This is a genomic window from Arthrobacter sp. P1_D12 (assembly GCF_056406175.1).
On record NZ_JBFUAR010000005.1, the window covers coordinates 251,274 to 271,311 of the forward strand.

Sequence of the window (20,038 nt, forward strand, 5' to 3'; positions counted from 1 at the left end):
TTAATTCGTGAGTTCGATGCCAAAAACGGTGCCGGTTGGTGTGGACGACGTACCAGTGAAAACTCCCGGATCTGCCGCGTACCCGACGAACGTCCCGTAGATTCCCTTTTGGCTGCCTTGGAAGACGCCGGCAGGGTCGTATTTTGCCTGGCCCGTCAGATTCCAGGCGAGGATCTTGAAGCCCGCCCACTTGGAGATCATGTATTTGGCGTTACTGCCTTGAAGGCCATTGGTGATCGAGTACACGGGAAGTGCGACCGTTGTTCCCGCCAGACTCGAAGTTTCGAATAAAGCCATACATCCGTTTGGAACGGCGGCGCCGGTGCTGCCGTTGCTCCAGACCCCGATCTCCGCATTGACTTCGCACGGTTCCGTACCGTTCGGCAGGAGCCACGCGAATCCACCTTGGTAGGCTTGATTCGACGGATTAAGCCCGTTGCAGTCTTGCCCGCCGCCCTGGATCAGGATCTTGTGCGGCTGGCCGTCATCGACGAACTCGCAGGGCGAAAAAACAAGCGGCAGAATGGTGCGCCCCTTGGTCGGAAAGAACCATCGTGCCTGGGCCGATGCGCGGATTTCCACGGAGTTGATTCCGAGAACGCGGGCCAGATAAAGAGAAAAGTGCTCCCCACCCGCGCCGGCGGGCGTCTCCGTTGTAACGTCCACGGTGCCGATAGTGCTGGTTGTCGCAACCGTTGCCGAAACGACATTGCTTGAACCGTCGAGGGCGTTGCCGTTTGCGAACGGAGCAGCCTGGGCTCTTTGATCGGCGGCGCATGGCGCCGTAGATGCAACTTTTTCGCAGGCCTGCGCGATTGCGAGTGCTGCTGAGTCAGCGCCGTTCTGCAGCTGTGCTCTCTCCGAGTACATTGCACCGACGTCGACGGCAAGAGCTCCGAATCCCATGAGGACTACCATGAGTAGGGCCGTGAGCGGAGCAATTACACCCCGTTCGTTTTCGTTGTTGTCAACCGCCGGCCTCCTGGCTAACCTCCGCATCGCATGACCCCCTTTGCTGAAATGCTCATAAAGTCCGGGAGGAAGGGAAGCAGCGTCGGCAATCCCGTCAGGTACGCGGTGTTGGCTGTGATTAAGACGACGGCGTCCAGATTTGGCCCGCAGGTACTGATGGTGATCTCTCCGGGCTGCAAGTCGGCGATGGGTGCCGCATCGATTGCCTTTTGCTTTGCCGCCGCCAAGACCCCGGCATCCTTGTAGTGGATCGCCGTGTACCGCGCCGCTTCGCGGGCACCCTCTGCCATGGAAACCTGGATACTGAAGGCTCTGCCGTATTCCACTATGCCGAAAATAAGCGCCAGGAAAATGGGAAGAATAAGAGCGAACTCAACGGCAACTGCGCCCTTTTCTCTGAACTTGCGAACAGTGGGGGCCGGTTTTGATTTTCGCATTACAGGCCGGCCAGTGCGTTTTGAAATCCCGGAATTAGTTGCAGGCCAATCAAGCCGACCACTCCAACTATGACGGTGGCGATGAAGCCTACAAGTAGCGCGTACTCGGCGGTCGTGGCGCCGGCTTGACCTGATAACACGGTATGACGGCGCTTTGGCGCCCGAAAGATTAACATGTTCGCCCCCCTTTCGTGATCCTGCACAGCCCCTCCTTGTATTGGAAAGGCCCAGGGGGGTGGAAAACCGAGGAACCGCTGTTCCTCCGCCTCCACCCCGTGCCTGGGCCTCGACTCCGGCAAAACTTAGGGGGCGGCAGGGAAGGAGTTCCTGATCTGAGTGAACAGCTGGTTGAGTCCGCCGCCAAGTGCAGTGACCGTGCCAATGATGGCGACGGCGATGAGGGCGACCATGAGGCCGTATTCCACTGCGGTGGCGCCCTTTTCAGATTCGAGCTTGTCCTTGACGCCGGCAACAAAAGCGAGCATTGAGACCATGAGACCAGTCATTTTATTTATCCTTTTCCAGAGTGTGAGTGGTGAACGAACCTCCGGCAAATTCCCAAATAATTACTTGCTGGAGCTTCGTTGGGACAACATTTGCACGGGCACAAACGGCGCGGCAATGATGTTCGATACTCGACTTTTTAAAGGAAAAAATGGGTATCACGTGCCCTCAGGCGGGGGTGTACTCAGTTTCCAAGTAGGGCTGGGGTCCAATTACTTGGTTTGGTAAGCTGGCTTGCTTAAAGCCACGCACGTGGAGGGGTGGTTGCTACCTAGCCAAGGAGCAGGATCACAGCCAGGGCGGCCGCCAGCATCGCGGGCCCGAAAGGCACTTCTTTCGGCTTGTTTCCTCGGTTTTTGAGGACCAGGAGCAGGGGAGCGACGCCACCTGCTACGAACCCGAGGGCCCCGCCGTAGAACAAATGAGTCCAGCCTAGGTAGCCCAAGTACAGCCCAAGTGGTGCCGCGAGCTTCACGTCGCCCATACCGAGGCCGTTTCGGCTGGTCAGGGCAAGAAATAGATACAAGACGAACAAAATTAAGGCGCCGGCCACCCCGCGCAGCAGGCTACCTGCCTCGCCGGACACCCCCGCAGCGGCCCCGAGCAGCACAATTCCGGCCCCCAGCAGGGGAAGAACCATCCGGTTGGGCAAAAGGTGGTGCTGGAGGTCGATCCGCGCCAGATGGACGCCGGCCACCGCCAGCAGGACGTACGCGGGGAGCTCGGGAGTGAGCCCGAAGCGCCAGGCCAGCAGTGCGGACAGCGCGAAGGTGGCCGCCGCCGTCGTAAGCCTCATGCGTGCCGTCAAGGGTCCGCCCAGGCGGGGGAGCGTGCGCTGAATGAGGAACTCGGCCAGCAGAGACAGGCATGCGCCGGCGAGACCAACACTGGCTATGAAGGCAATGAAGGCGACTCCGGTGAGCGATCCGGCCGGCTGTGAAAGCAGGGTCGGCTGTGAAAGCAGCAGGGAGATGGTGCCGGCGGCGGCGGGATCGGACACGGTTCCTCCAAGGGATGCGACGGGCCGGCACGGGGCTGTCTGGCGAGACGGAGAGCAGACAGGATGCATCCGGACACCCCATTTTGACCCAACAGGCCGCCGTCGGCTATTCTTGGTAGTCGTTGTGCGTGTCCTATCTCGATGGTGCGTGCCCGCTTGAGAATCCGGTTGCAGGATAGCTACTCAACGTGCACATTCGAGACCTCAGGATGACTGGTTACATGGAGCCCTCACCTCTGTTCCGGTAGCGCATAGATAGTAGGTGCACCGTAAGAGTGACGCCTAAAACAAGAACGCCAGAACAAGAACGAGGCAAACACCGTGCGTACGTATACCCCGAAGCCCGGCGATATCAACCGCCAGTGGCACGTCATTGACGCCACCGACGTTGTCCTTGGTCGTCTCGCGAGCCAGACCGCAATCCTGCTGCGCGGCAAGCACAAGGCCACCTTCGCGTCCCACATGGACATGGGCGACTTCGTCATCATCATCAACGCTGAAAAGGTTGCCCTCACCGGCGCCAAGCTGGAGCAGAAGCGCGCATACCGCCACTCCGGCTACCCGGGCGGCCTGACCTCCGTCAACTACGCGGAGCTGCTTGAGTCCAACCCGGTTCGCGCCGTGGAGAAGGCTATCAAGGGCATGCTCCCGAAGAACTCCCTCGCTGCACAGCAGCTGGGCAAGCTGAAGGTATACCGCGGTGCAGAGCACCCCCACGCCGCCCAGCAGCCCAAGACTTTCGAAATCACCCAGGTCGCCCAGTAGTCCTGGCCACCAACCAACTTTTTATCAAGGAGAATCGTGGCTCAGAACGAAGAACTGACCACCGAAGCCGTTGAGGCTGAGGAAAACCTGACCAGCTACACCTCGGAGAGCGGTGCTGCGGAAGCAGCTGCGCCGAAGAAGGAACGCCCGGCTCTGACCGTTGCCGGCGCTGCAGTTGGCCGTCGTAAGGAAGCCGTTGCACGCGTTCGCGTTGTGCCGGGCTCCGGCAAGTGGACCATCAACGGCCGCGAGCTGGCGAACTACTTCCCGAACAAGCTGCACCAGCAGGACGTCAACGAGCCCTTCAAGATCCTCGATCTTGACGGCGCCTACGACGTCATCGCCCGCATCCACGGTGGCGGTATTTCCGGCCAGGCCGGTGCCCTGCGCCTCGGCATCGCCCGTTCACTGAACGAGATCGACACCGAGAACAACCGCGCCACCCTGAAGAAGGCCGGTTACCTGCGCCGCGACGCTCGCGTGATTGAGCGCAAGAAGGCCGGTCTCAAGAAGGCCCGCAAGGCTCAGCAGTACTCCAAGCGCTAATCCCGCTTCCAAGCGCTTCTGGCGTTTGCCCGAAAGCCCGTTCCGCCACTCGGCGGGGCGGGCTTTCGCCGTTAAAGCGGGACTTGCCCGGGCCATCGACTAAGCTTGGGTCGATGTCTAGATTATTTGGAACCGATGGAGTCCGGGGCTTGGCGAACGGGCTGCTGACCGCCGAGCTCGCGTTGCAGCTGGCTCAGGCTGCCGCCGTCGTACTTGGCCATGACCGCAATACGACCGGGAAGCGGCCGATCGCCGTGGTTGCACGCGACCCCCGGGCAAGTGGCGAGTTCATCGCGGCCGCCGTGGAGGCCGGCCTCTCAAGCTCGGGAATCGACGTCTACGACGCCGGCGTGCTCCCCACCCCGGCTGCGGCCTACCTCGTGGCGGACCTCGATGCAGACTTCGGCGTCATGATCTCCGCCTCCCACAACCCCGCGCCGGACAACGGCATTAAGTTCTTCGCCCGTGGCGGCCAGAAGCTGCCCGACGACGTCGAGGACGCCATTGAAGCGCAGCTCGGCAAGGAGCCCTTCCGGCCCGTCGGCGCTGAGGTGGGTCGGATACAGCGCTTCTCCGACGCCGAGGACCGCTACATCGTGCACCTGCTTGGCACGCTTCCGCACCGCCTGGACGGGCTGAAGGTGGTGCTCGACTGCGCCCACGGCGCAGCCAGCGGCTGTTCCCCGCAGGTGTTCAAGGACGCCGGCGCCAACGTGGTCGTCATTGGCGCCGAACCGGACGGACTCAACATCAACGAAGGCGTCGGCTCCACCCACCTTGGCCCGCTCAAGCGAGCCGTCCTGGAGCACGGGGCGGACCTCGGTATTGCCCACGACGGCGATGCCGACCGTTGCCTTGCCGTGGACCACGAAGGCAACGAGGTCGATGGTGACCAGATCATGGCCATCTTGGCCGTCGCTCTCAAGGCCTCCGGAAAGCTCAGGGACGATGTCCTTGTGGCCACCGTCATGAGCAACCTCGGCCTGAAGCTCGCCCTGCGCGACGCCGGGATCAGCCTGCGTGAGACCGGTGTGGGGGATCGCTACGTCCTCGAGGAAATGCGCAACGGCGGCTTCAGCCTCGGCGGCGAGCAGTCCGGGCACGTAATTTTTGCCGACCACGCCACCACCGGCGACGGCGTGCTGACTGGCCTGCAGATTGCAGCCCAGGTGGCCCTCACCGGGCGTCCGCTCAAGGAGCTTTCCACGGTGATGACCAAGCTGCCCCAGGTCCTCATTAACGTCAAGGGCGTGGACCGTGCCCGGGTCAAGGGCGATTCGGTGGTGGCGCAGGCGGTGTCCGTTGCCGAAGCCGAACTCGGCGACACCGGCCGCGTCCTCTTGCGTCCCTCCGGCACCGAACCGGTGGTGCGGGTGATGGTGGAGGCCGCAGACCACGAGACCGCGCAGGATGTCGCGGAGCGGCTGGCCCAGGTGGTCCGGACCGAGTTGGCCCTGCAGCTCATGGTTGACTGATACGCGCTCGCGACACTAGTGCGAGGCGGGAGTTGCTGACATGGGGCTTCCCCGGGAAGGTAGCCACAAGGAGAGCTCCGTGAGCGGGGTGGGGATGGGGCGACAGGATCATGCTAAGTGTGGATGCCGCCACTTGCCTCTTGCAGCGACATGGTCAGAACACGCCGGGCACAAATCTCTTAGTTCGCAGCTTGTAAGCTGCATATTGGGGCAAGTTCGCCTCCAGTAGCTGCTCCTCCTGGGCTGCGCGGTATGCCTGGATTGCGCCCAGCGTCAAGAGAATTGCCGTCTTCAGCAACGTGGGTTCGAAGCATACTGCGCCGGTCAGAGTCACCATCTCTCCGACGTAAAGTGGGTTACGGATGAGCCGGTAAGGACCGTGCTGCACGAGCGTTCTCACTTGGGGTTCCACGCCGAAACTTTTACCCAGCGTGATCAGTGAGTAGACAGTGAACGACATTCCCAGAGTCATGAGCCCCACCGCAAACAAAGCAAATCCCTCGGAAACTTCCGAACCGCCAGCAAACGCAAAGAGGAAAGGCAGGAAGGTCCCCAAGTAGGCAGCGACCGTGGGCGCAATCCGTCCGCTCCGGGCACTTGCAGGGTTCCTCGTGAGAAGGAAGATGACCACCATGACATAGAAGATGGTCATGAGTACCTGGTAGCTCAGGTACAGTGCAGCGACGAGAACAGAAGACGATGAGTTATTTCCACCCGAAAATAGCGCGATAATCGCACACAACAACAAAAGCGCCATGACTGGGACCAGAATTACCCGCTCAACGTCAATTGACCTCAACAGCGCACGTAGTTTCATCGAAAAATTGCCTTCCAGAGAGTTGCAGACCCGTCCCGTGAAATCCGCGGTGGTTATTCGGCGGCTTCCCCGGTTGAGGTGGCGGTGCAATGAGCCTAGTAGGCCTCCGGGCATTATCAGGGCGAGACGCGCCTTAGGGCCGAGCGCAGTCAGACGTTGTAGTGCACATGAGTGCTGTATCCGAGTCGTCTGTCTCACCCTTGAGCGCGCCGCTGCGCAGAGAAGCAGATCAGAATGCCGTTTAGACATTGCGGAACGAGGAACTGGAGCATCTGAACGCGGGGTAGATCCAGGGTCGGCACGCCGGGCTGAACCGCAGTAACGGGACCCGCACCAAGACCTTGCTAACCGAGATACGGCAGGTTGAGATCGGCGTGCCGCTGACAGCGGTTCAACGTTCGATCATAAGGGTGTCCCCCAGCGCTGCCGGGCCGCAGACCGCGTCGAGGATTTTCCCAGAACCGTTGCCGGCACCGTCGTCACCGGGGGCGACGAAGGGGGCGAACCGTTCGCGGGCAGCTGACCGAAGACCCCGGAAGAGGAACGCAGGATGTACAGCTCCTAGGCATGTTCGCCTCCGGCAGCGAGCACCGCGGCCGGGGATCCGAGTAGTCTGCCGGAGCGATGCCGCGCCGGAGGGAACAAGCTGTCCAAGCCTGTCCCCGCACAGCCTGCCGAAACCCAGGGCATCCATGAAGCTCGTGAGGACCGTGACCCCGCATTGGAGATCAGCGACTGGCCGCTGAAAGTGACCGGAACGGACGGACAAGCACGGGTAGACTTTTGGATCAAAAGGGCGCTCCTTTGCTCGACAAATAACGGTCTCGAAAACCACTATTTTCGGAGTCTTACCGCAGAACCATCATGAGGAACCACGGGCCGGCCGCGCAGAGGAGCGCCACGACGACCACCCCGCGGTTGATCTGGAGCCGGCGGTTGCGGAGGAAGGCCGAAGCTGCGGGTGCAAGCGCGGGCCGCTGCCGGGCTTCGTATTCCAACGCCGCGTTTTCATAGTCCGTGCCTTCCAGCACTGCATCCTGACGCAACAACAAGTGCATGCGTTCCTCAATCTCAGGGGTCATCTTTCGCATCCCTTGCCGGGAGATACCCGGGCCTTCAATCGAGCTGAGATCGCGCATCCCCTGGAGGAGTGCCAGCGCAGCTTTTACCGGGTCGGATTCCAGGAATGTTCGTGTGGTCCAGGCAACCTTGGCGCGTTCGAGCGGGAATGCCAGCCTCACGTGCGTCCCGCCATGCCGGATCAAGAGAACCACGCGCTGACCGCTGCCTCGCTTGAATGGGCGCCCGCGGACCGGCGGTTCGGCCAGAATCTGGCGCACATGCAGCCAGTGAAATGAGGCGACGACGAACGGCTGTGTGCGGCCTCCGACCAGCATTGCTCCTTCCTTGTCGAAACAGACAGTGAACCGCCGTGGCAGACCCGCCGTCGCCGAGGTGTCAAACAGGCCGGGACGAAGAACACGCAAGGCTTGGAGAAATTCCTCGTCGCGCCGGCCCTGCAGGACCGTGTAACGGCTGAGCTCGCGGGCCACAAGAAAAAACCCGCTGACCCGAAGATCCAGCCAGGAGGAGATGCCCATGGCGATCAGGCATCCGCCCAGCGCCTCGGCAAGGACAAATACAGCCAGTCCTTTCCACGCGCTGACTGCGGGTCCTCCCAGTAGTTCCGCCACGGCCGGCCCCGCCATCCAGAAGGAAATGGCGACTACGGCGAGTGGACAGGCAACCCAGCTCACGGCCCTCAGCCGTCGGACGATGAGGTCGGATTCGCGACGCGTAATGTGTTTCTCGTAGGCGTCACCGATTGTAGCGGGATTGCGTGCAGTCAGCGGGATTTTGACGACGAAACTTCCCATCGCGCCGTCGTCGAGGTCTGATAGATCGGACCGGCGCCCCGGGTGGCTGTCCGAGGGTCCACTGCCGGCGTCTCCCGCTTGAGAATTTTCAGCGTCAATGTCCGGCAGGGATCCGGCCAACGCGTCAACATCCAGCTTGGTGAGTTCCGCCCGAAGCTTCTCCGGGTCCAGGTCGGCCGGTGATATCCCATACTTGGCCAACCGACCGTTGGCGGCCAGGGCAGCGACCTTGGCAGGGGAGGGGTCTTTCTTTAAGATCCAGCGGGCGAATGCGGCGCTCATGCAGTGGCAATCGTCCTTGGCATCCGCAAAGGCGTCCATCCCGGCATAACCCAATTGTGGTGATATATGCGCCGCGGTTTTGCTCAGTTGCAGCGTTGCCACCGACACCGCGATATCGAGTACGCGGGAAGCGCCATGGACTCCGTACTTCGCAAAGCCTTGGTCTGCCAAGGCGTCCTCTGGTTGGAGGCCGAAGATTCTCTTTACGTCCGCCAGGCACTTGTCGAGCATCGTGTCGCCGTGAGCATCCCTCATCCTGTTGAAACTCACCAGATTCAACAGGTCAGCATCAATGGAAGCGGAAGTTCTTCTAGGACCATAGAACGACGGCGGGGAACAGAACCTGACCACGAAGTTGGCAACGCCAATGCCAACCGGCCGTCCGCGGTTCAGAACGACAGCAGCTGCCAGGCCCTCCGGGCTGCTGACGAAATGCTCCAAGGCCCGGAGTGTTCGGAGCCTAAGCTGTGGCAGAAAGTCCAGCGCCGCCTGCAGGCTGTCCGCCTGCTTCTCCGCCCCGCCGGTGGGCGTGCGCGGGTCCTCCCTGGCCATGACAGCGATCCGCTCCACGATGCCGTCGATTTCGTCCTGATCCCTGGTCCCTCGGCTGTCCCCCATGCGGACAATGTACACGGACTACACGGCCTGAGCTGGAAGGTCCAAGGGGCGCCTTGGGCCCGTTCTTACCGGTAGGCGGGGGCGGCCTCCAGGCCGAAGTACTGTTCCAGCGTGCCGATCCCGCGGGCGGACATGTCCGTGGCCGCCTTGGCGCCGATGAAGCGCAGATGCCATGGCTCGTAGAAGTAGCCGGTGATTTGGTGCAGCATCCACGGGTAGCGGACCACGAAGCCGAAGCGGTGGGCGTTCGCCTTGGCCCAGATCGCCGCCGGCCGGTCCTTGAACTGTGGGGTAAAGGCGTCTGCGCCGCTGCCATCGCCAATGTCGAACGCCCAGCCCGTCTGATGTTCGGAGTAGCCGGGCCGGGCGGAAGCGGTGTCGGCCTCGGCCCGTCCCCGGGAATTGACGTAACTCCCGTAGGTTGCCGTCTGCGTGGCGAACGAACGGTAGCCGCTGGCCAGGGTCATGATGACGCCCTCCGCAGCCGCCGCCGCGAACATCTTCTCCGCAGCGGCCGCCGTCGTACTGTTCAGCAGTGCCGCCTCGCCCGAGGTGGCCAGCCGCACGGCCGGCCGGACCAGATCCGGCGGCACAAAGGTGGCGGGGGAGAGCGGCCGGTGCTTGTTGACGATCACCCACGGGCTGCTGGGATCCGAGAGGGAATGTTGCGGTCCTGGCGCCGCGGCCGATGGCGGGCGTGCCGACGCCGAAGGCGGGACAGTCGACGACGTCGCGGGCGTCGGCGTCGGCGTCGCCGATGGGCTGCTTGTCGGCGTCCCACCGTCCATGCCCGGTGTCAGGCCGGGAGTCGACCCTGGCGTGCCGGACGGCGTATAGGACTGGGCCGGGGTGCAGGCGGACAGGGCCGCCAGGCCGGTGCCCGCCAGCAGGAGGCGGTTGAAGGCCCGGCGGCTCGGCGATTCCGGGCCGGCCTCTTGCCGTCCCGCTGTCCCGTCCGCGTCGTCGTAGCACATCTGTGCTAGACCTTCCTCAGTAGCATCCGGCGGATGGAGTGGTCCGCGTCCTTGGTCAGGACCAGCTGCGCGCGGCCCCGGGTCGGGAGGACGTTTTCCTCGAGGTTGGGCTCGTTGATGCGCTTCCAGATCTCACGGGCGGTCTGTTCGGCCTCGGCATCGGAGAGTGTTGCGTAACGGTGGAAGTACGATTCCGGTTGGGCGAAGGCCGTGGTGCGAAGTTTGCGGAACCGGTCCACGTACCACTCCTCGATATAAGAGGTCTTCGCGTCCACGTAGATGGAGAAATCGAAGAAGTCGCTCAGGGCCAGGCCCTGCCTGCCGTCCTGCCGCGGCCGGGCCGGAGCCAGGACGTTCAGTCCCTCGACTATCAGCACATCCGGGCGGCGCACCACCACTTCCTTGCCGGGGACGATGTCATAGGTGACGTGGGAATACCAGGGGGCCCGGACCTCCTCGGCGCCGCCCTTGATCTCGCTTACGAAGCGCAGCAGGGCGCGGCGGTCGTAGGATTCCGGAAAACCCTTGCGCTCGAGCAGCTGCCGGCGCTTGAGCTCGGCGAGCGGGTAGAGGAATCCGTCCGTGGTGATGAGCTCCACGTTGGGGGTGCCGGGCCAGCGCCGGAGCATTTCGCGCAGGACGCGGGCGATGGTGGACTTGCCTACGGCCACCGACCCGGCCACGCCGATCACGAACGGCGTGCGCTGGGTCCTTTCACCGAGGAAGGTGGTGGTGGCCGCGTGAAGCTGGCCCGCCGCTTCGACATAGAGGTGCAGGAGTCGGGACAGCGGCAGGTAGACCTCGCGCACTTCCTTGATGTCGAGGGGGTCCCCGAGGCCGCGAAGGCGGAACACGTCCTCTTCATTGAGGGGCTGCTCCATCTGGGCAGCGAGCCGGGACCAGGTCTGCCGGTCCAGCTCCACGAACGGGGAGACACCTTCCCCGTTCGCTTCATTGCGTTGCAAAGTCACCCTAGAGATTCTGCCCTTCACAACGCCGAGAGCGAAATGGACTGGCCGGTGGGAGCCGGGGCAGGCACTTCACTGCCCCGCGCAGGGGCCTTCACGCCCCGCCGCCACACGTCCTCCCTCCCGGAAACCCGCTAGGCTTATGACCATGTGTGGAATCGTTGGATATGTGGGCCACTCAGATGGCCGGGTAAATGCTGGACACAATGCCTTGGACGTTGTCCTTGAGGGATTGCGGCGCCTGGAGTACCGGGGCTACGACTCCGCGGGTATTGCGGTGGTTGCCGACGGCACCATTTCTTCCCGGAAGAAGTCGGGCAAACTCAGCAACCTCATTGCGGAGCTGGACACCCGTCCGCTGCCGGCATCCCTCACGGGAATCGGCCATACGCGCTGGGCCACGCACGGCGGCCCGACGGACCAGAACGCGCACCCGCACCTGTCCGACGGCGGTAAGCTGGCCCTGATCCACAACGGCATCATCGAGAACTTCGCCGAGCTGAAGCTGGAACTCGTGGGCAAGGGAGTCACCTTCGAGTCCGAGACCGACACTGAAGTGGCGGCCGCCCTGCTCGGGGACATCTACCGGAACCAGCTCGGCGGTGACGCAAGCAACGGTGGCCTCACCCTGGCCATGCAGCTTGCCTGCCAGCGGCTCGAAGGAGCTTTCACGCTCCTCGCCGTTCACGCCGACCAGCCTGACGTAGTGGTCGCGGCCCGCCGGAACTCCCCGCTCGTCGTCGGCCTCGGCGAGGGCGAGAACTTCCTCGGCTCCGACGTCTCCGGCTTCATCGACTACACGCGGCGCGCTGTCGAACTTGGCCAGGACCAGATCGTCACCATCACCGCCGACTCGGTGGAAATCACGGACTTTTACGGCGCCCCCGCCGAGGGCAAGGAATACCATGTCAACTGGGACCCTGCCTCCGCGGAGAAGGGCGGCTTCCCGTCCTTCATGGAAAAGGAAATCCACGACCAGCCGGACGCCGTGCTCCAGACTCTGCTGGGCCGCTCCGACATCCACGGCAAGCTGACTCTTGATGAGCTCCGCGTTGATCCGCAGCTGCTCAAGAACGTCAACAAGATCATCGTCCTCGCGTGTGGCACCTCCGCCTACGCCGGGCAGGTTGCCAAATACGCCATTGAGCACTGGTGCCGGATACCCACCGAAGTCGAACTCTCGCACGAATTCCGCTACCGGGATCCGATCGTGGACGAGAACACGCTGATTGTCTCCATCTCCCAGTCCGGCGAGACCATGGACACCCTCATGGCGGTCCGCTACGCCAAGGAACAGGGCGCCAAGACGGTCTCCATCTGCAACACCAACGGCTCCACCATCCCGCGAGAATCGGACGCCGTGCTCTACACGCACGCCGGACCGGAGATTGCGGTGGCCTCGACCAAGGCGTTCCTGGCTCAGATCACGGCCGCCTACCTGCTGGGCCTTTATTTGGCACAGCTGCGCGGCAATAAGTTCCAGGGCGAAATCAAGGACATCCTGGCCGACCTGGGCAAGATTCCCACCAAGATCCAGCACATCCTCGACAACGAGGCCCAGATCAAGGAACTCGGCGTCTCCATGGCCGAGGCCAAGTCCGTGCTGTTCCTGGGTCGCCACGTCGGCTTCCCGGTGGCGATGGAGGGCGCGCTGAAGCTCAAGGAGCTCGCGTACATCCACGCCGAGGGGTTTGCCGCCGGCGAGCTCAAGCACGGCCCGATCGCCCTGATCGAGGAAGGCCAGCCCGTCTTCGTGGTGGTCCCGTCCCCGCGCGGCCGCGACTCGCTGCACTCCAAGGTGGTCTCCAACATCCAGGAAGTCCGCGCCCGCGGCGCCCGGACGATCGTGATCGCGGAAGAGGGGGATGAAGCGGTGAAGGCCTACGCCGAGCACGTCTTCTACATCCCGGAGACCCCCACGCTCCTGGCGCCGCTGCTCGCAACGGTTCCGCTGCAGATCTTCGCCCTCGCACTCGCCTCGGCCAAGGGTTACGACGTGGACCAGCCACGCAACCTGGCCAAGAGCGTGACCGTAGAATAACGCCATGATTGTTGGCATAGGCGTTGACGTCGTAGACATTGAGCGGTTCGGGCGCCAGCTCGAGCGCACCCCCGGGCTGCGCGACAGGCTGTTCGTCCCCGCCGAGCGGGAACTGAACACGCGGTCGCTCGCCGCGAGGTTTGCCGCGAAGGAGGCCGTGGCCAAGGTGCTGGGGGCGCCGGCTGGCATGAACTGGCAGGACTGCTGGATTGGGCTGGACCAGAACGGCCCCACCGTCCAGGTCAAAGGCACCGTACTGGCCGTGGCGGAGTCCAAGGGCGTCAAGCGCTGGCACTTGTCCATGAGCCACGACGGCGGGATCGCCACGGCGACGGTTGTCGCCGAAGGCTGAGACGGCCGTCCAGGCAGAACCGGCCCCAGCGCCAAGCATTACCCAGCGACCGCGAATGGACTGAAACCATGATCAGCGCCTACACCGGAACCCAAGTGCGTGAGGCCGAAAAGCCATTTCTCGACGACACACTGGGCTCAGGTGCGGGCGCTGTTCTTATGCAGCGGGCCGCGTACGGCCTCGCCAACGCCGTGATCCGCGAACTGCGGAGCCGCGGGCAGCGGCTATACGGCTCCAGCGTGACCGTGCTGGCGGGCAAGGGCAACAACGGCGGAGACGGGCTCTTCGCCGCCGCGCTGCTGGCCCGCCGCGGCATGCGCACGACGGCGGTGCTCACCGCGGGCGCGGCCCACGACGCCGGGCTGGCGGCGTTCCGGAAGGCCGGCGGGCGTGCCGTGGCCCTCACCGGGGACAACGCCGCCGAACTCGCCGCGCTGGCCGGCAGCACCGACGTCGTGATCGACGCAGTCCTCGGGACCGGAGCCCAGGGCGGGCTGCGCGGACCGGCCGCCGAACTGGTCGCGGCCCTGGAGCGTTCCCGGCCAGGCTCCCGTTCCCCTTTGTTGGTGGCCTGCGATGTCCCCAGCGGGGTAGACGCGGACACGGGGGAGGCGCACGCGCCGGTGCTGGTGGCCGACATGACGGTGACCTTTGGGGCCGCCAAGGCCGGCCTGCTGGCGGATCCGGGCGCGGACTTCGCGGGCGCCATCCGGGTGGTACCGATCGGAATCGAGCAGGCGCTGCCATGGCCGTCCTTGCGACGGCTTGAGGCCGCAGACCTGTCCGCCCTCCTGCCACGCCCGCAGCGGCGGGCGCACAAGTACTCCCGGGGGGTGCTGGGGGTGGTCGCGGGCTCCGGCGCTTATCCCGGCGCCGCGGTGCTGGCCTGCCAGGGCGCCCKGGCAGCCGGCGCCGGAATGGTGCGTTACCTGGGGCCGTCGAACGTCGCCGACCTGGTCCGCCGTTCCTGCCCCGAAGTGGTGTGCAGCGCCGGCGCAGTGGCCGACACGCACGTTCAGGCCTGGCTCGTTGGCTCCGGACTGGATGACGCCGACGAGGAGCAGCTGCAGCGCGCCCGCGACGCCGCAGACTCGGGCCTGCCGACGATCGCCGACGCCGGCGCGTTGCCCGCCCTGCCTGATGTGCTGGCCCCGCAAGTGATCCTGACACCCCACGCCGGCGAACTGTCGGCATTGCTTCAGCGCCTCGGGGCTGCGCTGGACCGCTCCGCCGTGGAAGCGTCCACCCTCAGCGCAGTGCGGCGAGCGGCGGGCCTGACCGAAGCCACCGTGCTGCTCAAGGGCGCCACGACCCTTGTGGCCTCCCCTTTCCAGGACTTCTACAGCCAGTCCGAAGGCACGCCCTGGCTCGCCACGGCAGGCAGCGGCGACGTCCTGGCCGGAATCATCGGCGCACTGCTGGCCCAGTTGGGCGCCGACGTCGGGCGCTTCGGTGCACATGACATCGACCCCGACGCCAGATGGGCGGCAATCGCGGCGATGGCAGCCAGCATCCACGGACTTGCCGGAGTCCGGGCTTCCCGCGGGGGGCCGGTGACAGCAACGGCCATCGCGCGTGCCGTTCCGGAGGTGATGCGGGAGCTGTAACAAACGGGGGCGCCGCGAGCGCCCGGGCAAATACTAACCCTACTTACAAGTAGTCTGTCTAGAGAATATTCGTTCCGCACGAGGAGTACATATGGAAGTCTGGCCCGGATCGGCTTACCCGCTGGGAGCCACTTTTGACGGCACTGGCACCAACTTTGCCCTGTTCAGCGAGCGCGCCGAGCGGGTGGAACTGTGCCTCCTCGCTGACGACCTCACAGAAACCCGGATCGAACTGACCGAAGTGGACGGCTACGTGTGGCACTGCTACCTGCCGCAGGTCCAGCCCGGACAGAAGTACGGCTACCGGGTCCACGGCCCGTACGAACCCGAACACGGCAACCGCTTCAACCCGAACAAGCTGCTGATGGACCCCTACGCCAAGGCCGTCCAGGGCCAGATCGACTGGGATCCGGCGCTCTTCACCTACGAATTCGGCGACCCCGACTCGCGCAATGACAGCGACTCTGCCCCGCACACCATGCACGGCGTCGTCATCAACCCGTTCTTCGAGTGGGACGGCGACCGCCAGTTGCGGATCCCCTACCACCAGTCGGTCATTTACGAGGCGCACGTCAAGGGCCTGACCGAGCTCCACCCGGAAATTCCCGAGGAGCAGCGCGGCACCTATGCCGGCGTGTCGCACCCGGCCGTGATTGAGCACCTGAAGAAGCTCGGCGTCACCGCGATCGAGCTCATGCCCGTCCACCAGTTCGTCAACGACGGCACGCTCGAGGAGAAGGGCCTCAACAACTACTGGGGCTACAACACGATCGGCTTCTTCGCGCCGCAAAACACCTACAGTTCCTCCGGCGACGTCGGGCACCAGGTGCAGGAATTCAAGGCCATGGTCCGCGAGCTGCACAAGGCCGGCATCGAAGTGATCCTGGACGTGGTGTACAACCACACGGCTGAAGGCAACCACCTCGGCCCCACGCTGTCCTTCAAGGGCATCGACAACCAGGCCTACTACCGGCTGGTGGACGATGACCTGAAGCACTACATGGACTACACCGGCACCGGTAACTCCCTCAATGTCCGGCACCCGCACTCCCTTCAGCTGCTGATGGACTCCCTGCGCTACTGGGTGACGGAAATGCACGTCGACGGCTTCCGCTTCGACCTCGCCTCCACCTTGGCCCGCGAGTTCTACGACGTGGACAAGCTGTCCACCTTCTTCGAACTCATCCAGCAGGACCCGATCGTCTCCCAGGTCAAGCTGATCGCCGAGCCGTGGGACATCGGCCCGGGCGGCTACCAGGTGGGCAACTTCCCGCCCCAGTGGACCGAGTGGAACGGCAAATACCGCGACACGGTCCGCGACTTCTGGCGCGGCGAGCCCTCGACCCTGGGCGAATTCGCCTCCCGCCTGACCGGTTCCGCGGACCTCTACGAAAGCTCCGCCCGGCGCCCGGTGGCCTCGATCAACTTCGTCACGGCGCACGACGGCTTTACCATGCGCGACCTCGTGTCCTACAACGAGAAGCACAACGACGCCAACGGCGAAGGCAACAACGACGGCGAATCCCACAACCGCTCCTGGAACTGCGGCGAGGAAGGGGACACGGACAACGACCAGGTCCTGACCCTCCGCGCCCGCCAGCAGCGCAACTTCATCGCCACCCTGCTGCTCTCCCAGGGCGTCCCGATGCTCCTGCACGGCGACGAGCTCGGCCGCACCCAGCAGGGCAACAACAACACCTACTGCCAGGACTCCGAGCTGAGCTGGATCCACTGGGACGCGATGGACCAGCCGCTGGTGGAGTTCACCGCCGTCGTCAACAAGATCCGGCACGACCACCCGACGTTCCGGCGCAGCCGCTTCTTCGACGGCCGCCCGGTGGTCCGCGGTGAGGGCGAGAAACTGCCGGACATCGTCTGGCTGAAGACCGACGGCACCGGAATGCTCCCGGAGGACTGGGGCAGCGGCTTCGGCCGGACCATCGGTGTGTTCTACAACGGCCACGGCATCCAGGAACAGGACTCCCGCGGACGCCGGATCACCGACGACAGTTTCCTGCTCGGCTTCAACGCCCACGACGACGACGTGGACTTCGCCCTGCCGGCCGAGGAGTACTCACGGTTCTGGGACGTGCTGGTGGACACCGCGGACCAGGCGGACACTGAGGCGCCGCTGAAAGCCGGGTCCGTGCTGAAGCTGGCGGCAAAGTCGATGGTGGTGCTCCGGGCTCACTCCGGCCCCGAGGTGGAAGTGGACTACTCCGCGGCAGCCTCCCTCGCCGCGATGGCCGAGCACGAGGACTCTACGGGTGCCGGTTCTGCGGCCCCGGCACCGGAAGCTCCGGCGGTCCCGGCACCGGAAGCTCCGGCGGACCCGGCTCCGGCGGACCCGGCCCCGGCCTCCGGCGCCTCCAAGGGCTCCGCGAAAGCCTCCGCCTCAAAAAAGACGGGGGCCGACAAGCCGAAGACGCCGAAGGGCCGAGCTAAATGAGAACCCCCGTCTCGACGTACCGGCTGCAGATCCGGCCCGGGTTTACGCTGCAGGACGCCGCGCAGGCCGTGCCGTACCTGAAGTCGCTGGGCGTGGACTGGATCTACCTCTCGCCGATCCTCACGGCGGAGCGCGGCTCGGACCACGGCTACGACGTCACCGATCCCTCCGCCATTGATCCGGACCGGGGCGGCGCGGACGGCCTGCTGGCGGCGTCGGCCGCCGCGCGGGAGGCCGGCATGGGCGTGCTGGTCGACATCGTGCCCAACCACGTCGGCGTCGCGACCCCGGCCCAGAACCCATGGTGGTGGTCGCTCCTGAAGGAGGGGCAGCAGTCCCGCTACGCGCAGGCGTTCGACGTCGACTGGGACTTCGGCGGCGGCCGGGTACGGATCCCGGTGCTGGGGGACGACTCCGACGTCGACGCGCTGGAAATCAAGGACGGGGAACTGCGGTACTACGACCACCGGTTTCCGCTTGCAGAGGGCACGTATACCGCAGGTGACTCCACTGCCGACGATCCCCGCGAGGTCCACGACCGTCAGCACTACGAACTGATCGGCTGGCGCCGGGCCGACACGGACCTGAACTACCGCCGGTTCTTTGCCGTCAACAGCCTGGCCGGGATCCGGGTGGAGATCCCCGAGGTCTTCGATGAAGCCCACGCGGAGGTTGTGCGCTGGTTCCGGGAAGGACTCGTCGACGGACTGCGGATCGACCACCCGGACGGCCTCGCCGATCCGGAGGGATACCTGCACCGGCTGCGGGAGGCCACGGGCGGCAGCTACCTGCTGATCGAGAAGATCCTGGAACCGGGCGAGGCCCTGCCCGCCGGCTTCGAGTGCGAGGGCACCACCGGCTACGACGCCCTCGCTGACGTGGACCGGGTGTTCGTCGACGCCGCGGGCCAGGGCCCGCTTGACGCGCTCGACGCCGAACTGCGCGGCGGCGCTGCCGACTACGAGGACATGATCCGCGGCACCAAACGCCGGATCACGGACGGAATCCTGCACTCGGAAATGCTCCGGCTAACTCGGCTGGTCCCTGCCGCGGCAGGACTGGGCCAGGAAGCCGCGGCGGACGCACTGTCCGAGATCATCGCCGCGTTCCCGGTCTACCGCAGCTACCTTCCGGAGGGTGCTGACGTCCTGAAGGAGGCAGGCGAACTCGCGGTCCGCCGCCGCCCCGAACTGGAAGGCGCCGTCGGCGTGCTGCTGCCGCTGCTGCTCGACGCGCAGGCCGAACTCGGCATGCGCTTCCAGCAGACCTCCGGGATGGTCATGGCCAAGGGCGTGGAAGACACCGCGTTCTTCCGCTACACGCGGCTGGGCACCCTGACCGAAGTCGGCGCCGACCCCACCGAGTTCGCCGTGGCACCGGAGGAATTCCACACCCGGATGGCCCGGCGCCAGGCCGAGCTGCCGTTGTCCATGACCACCCTCAGCACCCACGACACGAAGCGCAGCGAGGACACCCGGGCCCGGATCTCGGTCCTGGCCGAGCTCGCACCGGAATGGCAGGCATCCCTGCAACGGCTGCAGAAGCTGGCGCCGCTGCCGGACGGCCCGCTGGCCAACCTGCTGTGGCAGGCCGTCGCAGGCGCCTGGCCAGCAGACCGCGACCGGCTGCAGTCCTACGCGCAAAAAGCCGCCCGGGAGGCCGGAAACTCGACCAACTGGATCGATCCGGACGAGGCCTTCGAGGCGAAGCTTGCAGCCGCCGTGGACGCCGCCTTCGACACCCCGGAGGTGACCGCCGAACTGGAATCCCTCGTGGCCCTGCTGGAGCCCTACGGGGCCGCCAATTCCCTGGGCGCCAAGCTCGTGCAGCTCACCATGCCCGGGGTGCCGGACGTATACCAGGGCACCGAATTCTGGGACCGCTCGCTGACCGATCCGGACAACCGGCGGCCGTTCGACTTCGGTGCCCGCCGGCGCGCCCTCGCCGCGCTCGACGCCGGTGAGCGTCCGGCGTCGTTCCTGGACGAGGCAGCGAAACTCCTCGTCACCTCGCGGGCCCTGCGGCTGCGCCGGGACAGGCCGGAGCTGTTCACCGGGTACACCCCGGTCACCGCCACGGGCGCCGCCGCAGCGCACCTGCTCGCCTTTGACCGCGGGACTCCCGCAGCCCCGGGCGCGCTGACGCTCGCCACCCGGCTGCCCCGCGGCCTGGAGCAGCGCGGCGGCTGGCAGGACACGACCGTCGAGCTCGCCGCGGCCATGGCCGATGAACTGACCGGTGCCACACACGGTCCGGGCACCGTGGCGGTGGGGGAGATCCTGCGGGACTACCCCGTGGCCCTCCTGGTGCCCACCGCCTAAGCAGACCTTCGATATGGGGAATAGTACCGACAT

The 20,038-nt window shown here is 65.0% G+C and carries 17 protein-coding genes and 1 pseudogene; 8 read left to right on the forward strand and 10 right to left on the reverse strand.

Going from position 1 to position 20,038, the window contains the following annotated elements; translation table 11 throughout:
- The 5 genes from AC1DZV_RS05680 to AC1DZV_RS05700 all read right to left on the reverse strand — a co-directional run bounded on the left by AC1DZV_RS05680 (position 1) and on the right by AC1DZV_RS05700 (position 2,913).
- Complete coding sequence (locus AC1DZV_RS05680) at positions 1–999, reverse strand: pilus assembly protein TadG-related protein (RefSeq protein ID WP_476953192.1); 999 nt, start codon at positions 997–999, stop codon at positions 1–3.
- Positions 987–1,409 carry a TadE/TadG family type IV pilus assembly protein gene (locus tag AC1DZV_RS05685; RefSeq protein ID WP_476953193.1) on the reverse strand — a complete coding sequence of 141 codons (423 nt, stop codon included), beginning with the start codon at positions 1,407–1,409 and terminating at the stop codon, positions 987–989. Before AC1DZV_RS05685 ends, AC1DZV_RS05680 begins: the two co-directional genes overlap by 13 nt.
- Entirely contained in the window at positions 1,409–1,612 is a 204-nt protein-coding gene (locus AC1DZV_RS05690; RefSeq protein ID WP_476953194.1) for a Flp family type IVb pilin, read from the reverse strand. Before AC1DZV_RS05690 ends, AC1DZV_RS05685 begins: the two co-directional genes overlap by 1 nt.
- Before the next feature lie 99 nt (positions 1,613–1,711).
- Positions 1,712–1,915 (reverse strand): Flp family type IVb pilin, encoded by a 204-nt coding sequence (locus AC1DZV_RS05695; RefSeq protein WP_476953195.1) that lies wholly within the window; start codon positions 1,913–1,915, stop codon positions 1,712–1,714.
- A 269-nt stretch (positions 1,916–2,184) separates the two neighbouring features.
- Entirely contained in the window at positions 2,185–2,913 is a 729-nt protein-coding gene (locus AC1DZV_RS05700) for a prepilin peptidase (RefSeq protein ID WP_476953196.1), read from the reverse strand.
- Positions 2,914–3,234: 321 nt separating this feature from the next.
- Here AC1DZV_RS05700 and rplM point away from each other — a divergent pair, with 321 nt between their 5' ends.
- From rplM to glmM, 3 genes are all read left to right on the forward strand, one after another.
- Positions 3,235–3,678 (forward strand): 50S ribosomal protein L13, encoded by a 444-nt coding sequence (rplM, locus tag AC1DZV_RS05705; RefSeq protein WP_015937805.1) that lies wholly within the window; start codon positions 3,235–3,237, stop codon positions 3,676–3,678.
- Between the two features lie 36 nt (positions 3,679–3,714).
- Positions 3,715–4,224: a 30S ribosomal protein S9 gene (gene rpsI / locus AC1DZV_RS05710; RefSeq protein WP_018773707.1), complete on the forward strand. Its 510-nt coding sequence runs from the start codon at positions 3,715–3,717 to the stop codon at positions 4,222–4,224.
- 113 nt (positions 4,225–4,337) lie between these two features.
- Positions 4,338–5,699, forward strand: coding sequence for a phosphoglucosamine mutase (glmM, locus tag AC1DZV_RS05715; RefSeq protein ID WP_476953197.1), 1,362 nt, complete (start codon positions 4,338–4,340; stop codon positions 5,697–5,699).
- Between the two features lie 154 nt (positions 5,700–5,853).
- Here glmM and AC1DZV_RS05720 read toward each other — a convergent pair whose 3' ends face one another.
- The 5 genes and pseudogenes from AC1DZV_RS05720 to coaA all read right to left on the reverse strand — a co-directional run bounded on the left by AC1DZV_RS05720 (position 5,854) and on the right by coaA (position 11,238).
- A complete protein-coding gene (locus AC1DZV_RS05720; RefSeq protein WP_476953198.1) occupies positions 5,854–6,516 on the reverse strand; it encodes a methyltransferase family protein in 663 nt (220 codons plus the stop codon).
- A gap of 501 nt (positions 6,517–7,017) precedes the next feature.
- Positions 7,018–7,305, reverse strand: a pseudogene (locus AC1DZV_RS05725) (IS1380 family transposase); the annotation flags it as partial.
- Between the two features lie 59 nt (positions 7,306–7,364).
- Entirely contained in the window at positions 7,365–9,293 is a 1,929-nt protein-coding gene (locus tag AC1DZV_RS05730) for a hypothetical protein (RefSeq protein ID WP_476953199.1), read from the reverse strand.
- A 65-nt stretch (positions 9,294–9,358) separates the two neighbouring features.
- On the reverse strand, positions 9,359–10,267 hold the full coding sequence (locus tag AC1DZV_RS05735; protein ID WP_476953200.1) for a M15 family metallopeptidase: 909 nt from the start codon (positions 10,265–10,267) through the stop codon (positions 9,359–9,361).
- A gap of 5 nt (positions 10,268–10,272) precedes the next feature.
- Positions 10,273–11,238 (reverse strand): type I pantothenate kinase, encoded by a 966-nt coding sequence (coaA, locus tag AC1DZV_RS05740; protein WP_476950076.1) that lies wholly within the window; start codon positions 11,236–11,238, stop codon positions 10,273–10,275.
- Between the two features lie 145 nt (positions 11,239–11,383).
- Between coaA and glmS the strand changes: the two genes are divergently transcribed.
- The 5 genes from glmS to treY all read left to right on the forward strand — a co-directional run bounded on the left by glmS (position 11,384) and on the right by treY (position 20,005).
- On the forward strand, positions 11,384–13,276 hold the full coding sequence (gene glmS / locus AC1DZV_RS05745; protein WP_476950075.1) for a glutamine--fructose-6-phosphate transaminase (isomerizing): 1,893 nt from the start codon (positions 11,384–11,386) through the stop codon (positions 13,274–13,276).
- A 4-nt stretch (positions 13,277–13,280) separates the two neighbouring features.
- On the forward strand, positions 13,281–13,628 hold the full coding sequence (locus AC1DZV_RS05750; protein WP_018773713.1) for a holo-ACP synthase: 348 nt from the start codon (positions 13,281–13,283) through the stop codon (positions 13,626–13,628).
- Positions 13,629–13,696: 68 nt separating this feature from the next.
- Complete coding sequence (locus tag AC1DZV_RS05755) at positions 13,697–15,235, forward strand: NAD(P)H-hydrate epimerase (RefSeq protein WP_476953201.1); 1,539 nt, start codon at positions 13,697–13,699, stop codon at positions 15,233–15,235.
- A 91-nt stretch (positions 15,236–15,326) separates the two neighbouring features.
- A complete protein-coding gene (glgX, locus tag AC1DZV_RS05760; RefSeq protein ID WP_476950073.1) occupies positions 15,327–17,684 on the forward strand; it encodes a glycogen debranching protein GlgX in 2,358 nt (785 codons plus the stop codon).
- Entirely contained in the window at positions 17,681–20,005 is a 2,325-nt protein-coding gene (treY, locus tag AC1DZV_RS05765; RefSeq protein ID WP_476953202.1) for a malto-oligosyltrehalose synthase, read from the forward strand. The genes glgX and treY overlap by 4 nt, the downstream gene beginning before the upstream one ends.
- The last annotated feature ends 33 nt before the right edge of the window (positions 20,006–20,038 follow it).

Coding starts and splice junctions, on each gene's coding strand:
- glmM (WP_476953197.1), top strand. CDS start 4,338: ATGTCTAGATTATTTGGAACCGATGGAGTCCGGGGCTTGGCGAACGGG.
- AC1DZV_RS05685 (WP_476953193.1), bottom strand. CDS start 1,409: ATGCGAAAATCAAAACCGGCCCCCACTGTTCGCAAGTTCAGAGAAAAG.
- AC1DZV_RS05735 (WP_476953200.1), bottom strand. CDS start 10,267: ATGTGCTACGACGACGCGGACGGGACAGCGGGACGGCAAGAGGCCGGC.
- treY (WP_476953202.1), top strand. CDS start 17,681: ATGAGAACCCCCGTCTCGACGTACCGGCTGCAGATCCGGCCCGGGTTT.
- AC1DZV_RS05695 (WP_476953195.1), bottom strand. CDS start 1,915: ATGACTGGTCTCATGGTCTCAATGCTCGCTTTTGTTGCCGGCGTCAAG.
- glmS (WP_476950075.1), top strand. CDS start 11,384: ATGTGTGGAATCGTTGGATATGTGGGCCACTCAGATGGCCGGGTAAAT.
- glgX (WP_476950073.1), top strand. CDS start 15,327: ATGGAAGTCTGGCCCGGATCGGCTTACCCGCTGGGAGCCACTTTTGAC.
- AC1DZV_RS05720 (WP_476953198.1), bottom strand. CDS start 6,516: ATGAAACTACGTGCGCTGTTGAGGTCAATTGACGTTGAGCGGGTAATT.
- AC1DZV_RS05730 (WP_476953199.1), bottom strand. CDS start 9,293: ATGGGGGACAGCCGAGGGACCAGGGATCAGGACGAAATCGACGGCATC.
- AC1DZV_RS05680 (WP_476953192.1), bottom strand. CDS start 999: ATGCGGAGGTTAGCCAGGAGGCCGGCGGTTGACAACAACGAAAACGAA.
- AC1DZV_RS05750 (WP_018773713.1), top strand. CDS start 13,281: ATGATTGTTGGCATAGGCGTTGACGTCGTAGACATTGAGCGGTTCGGG.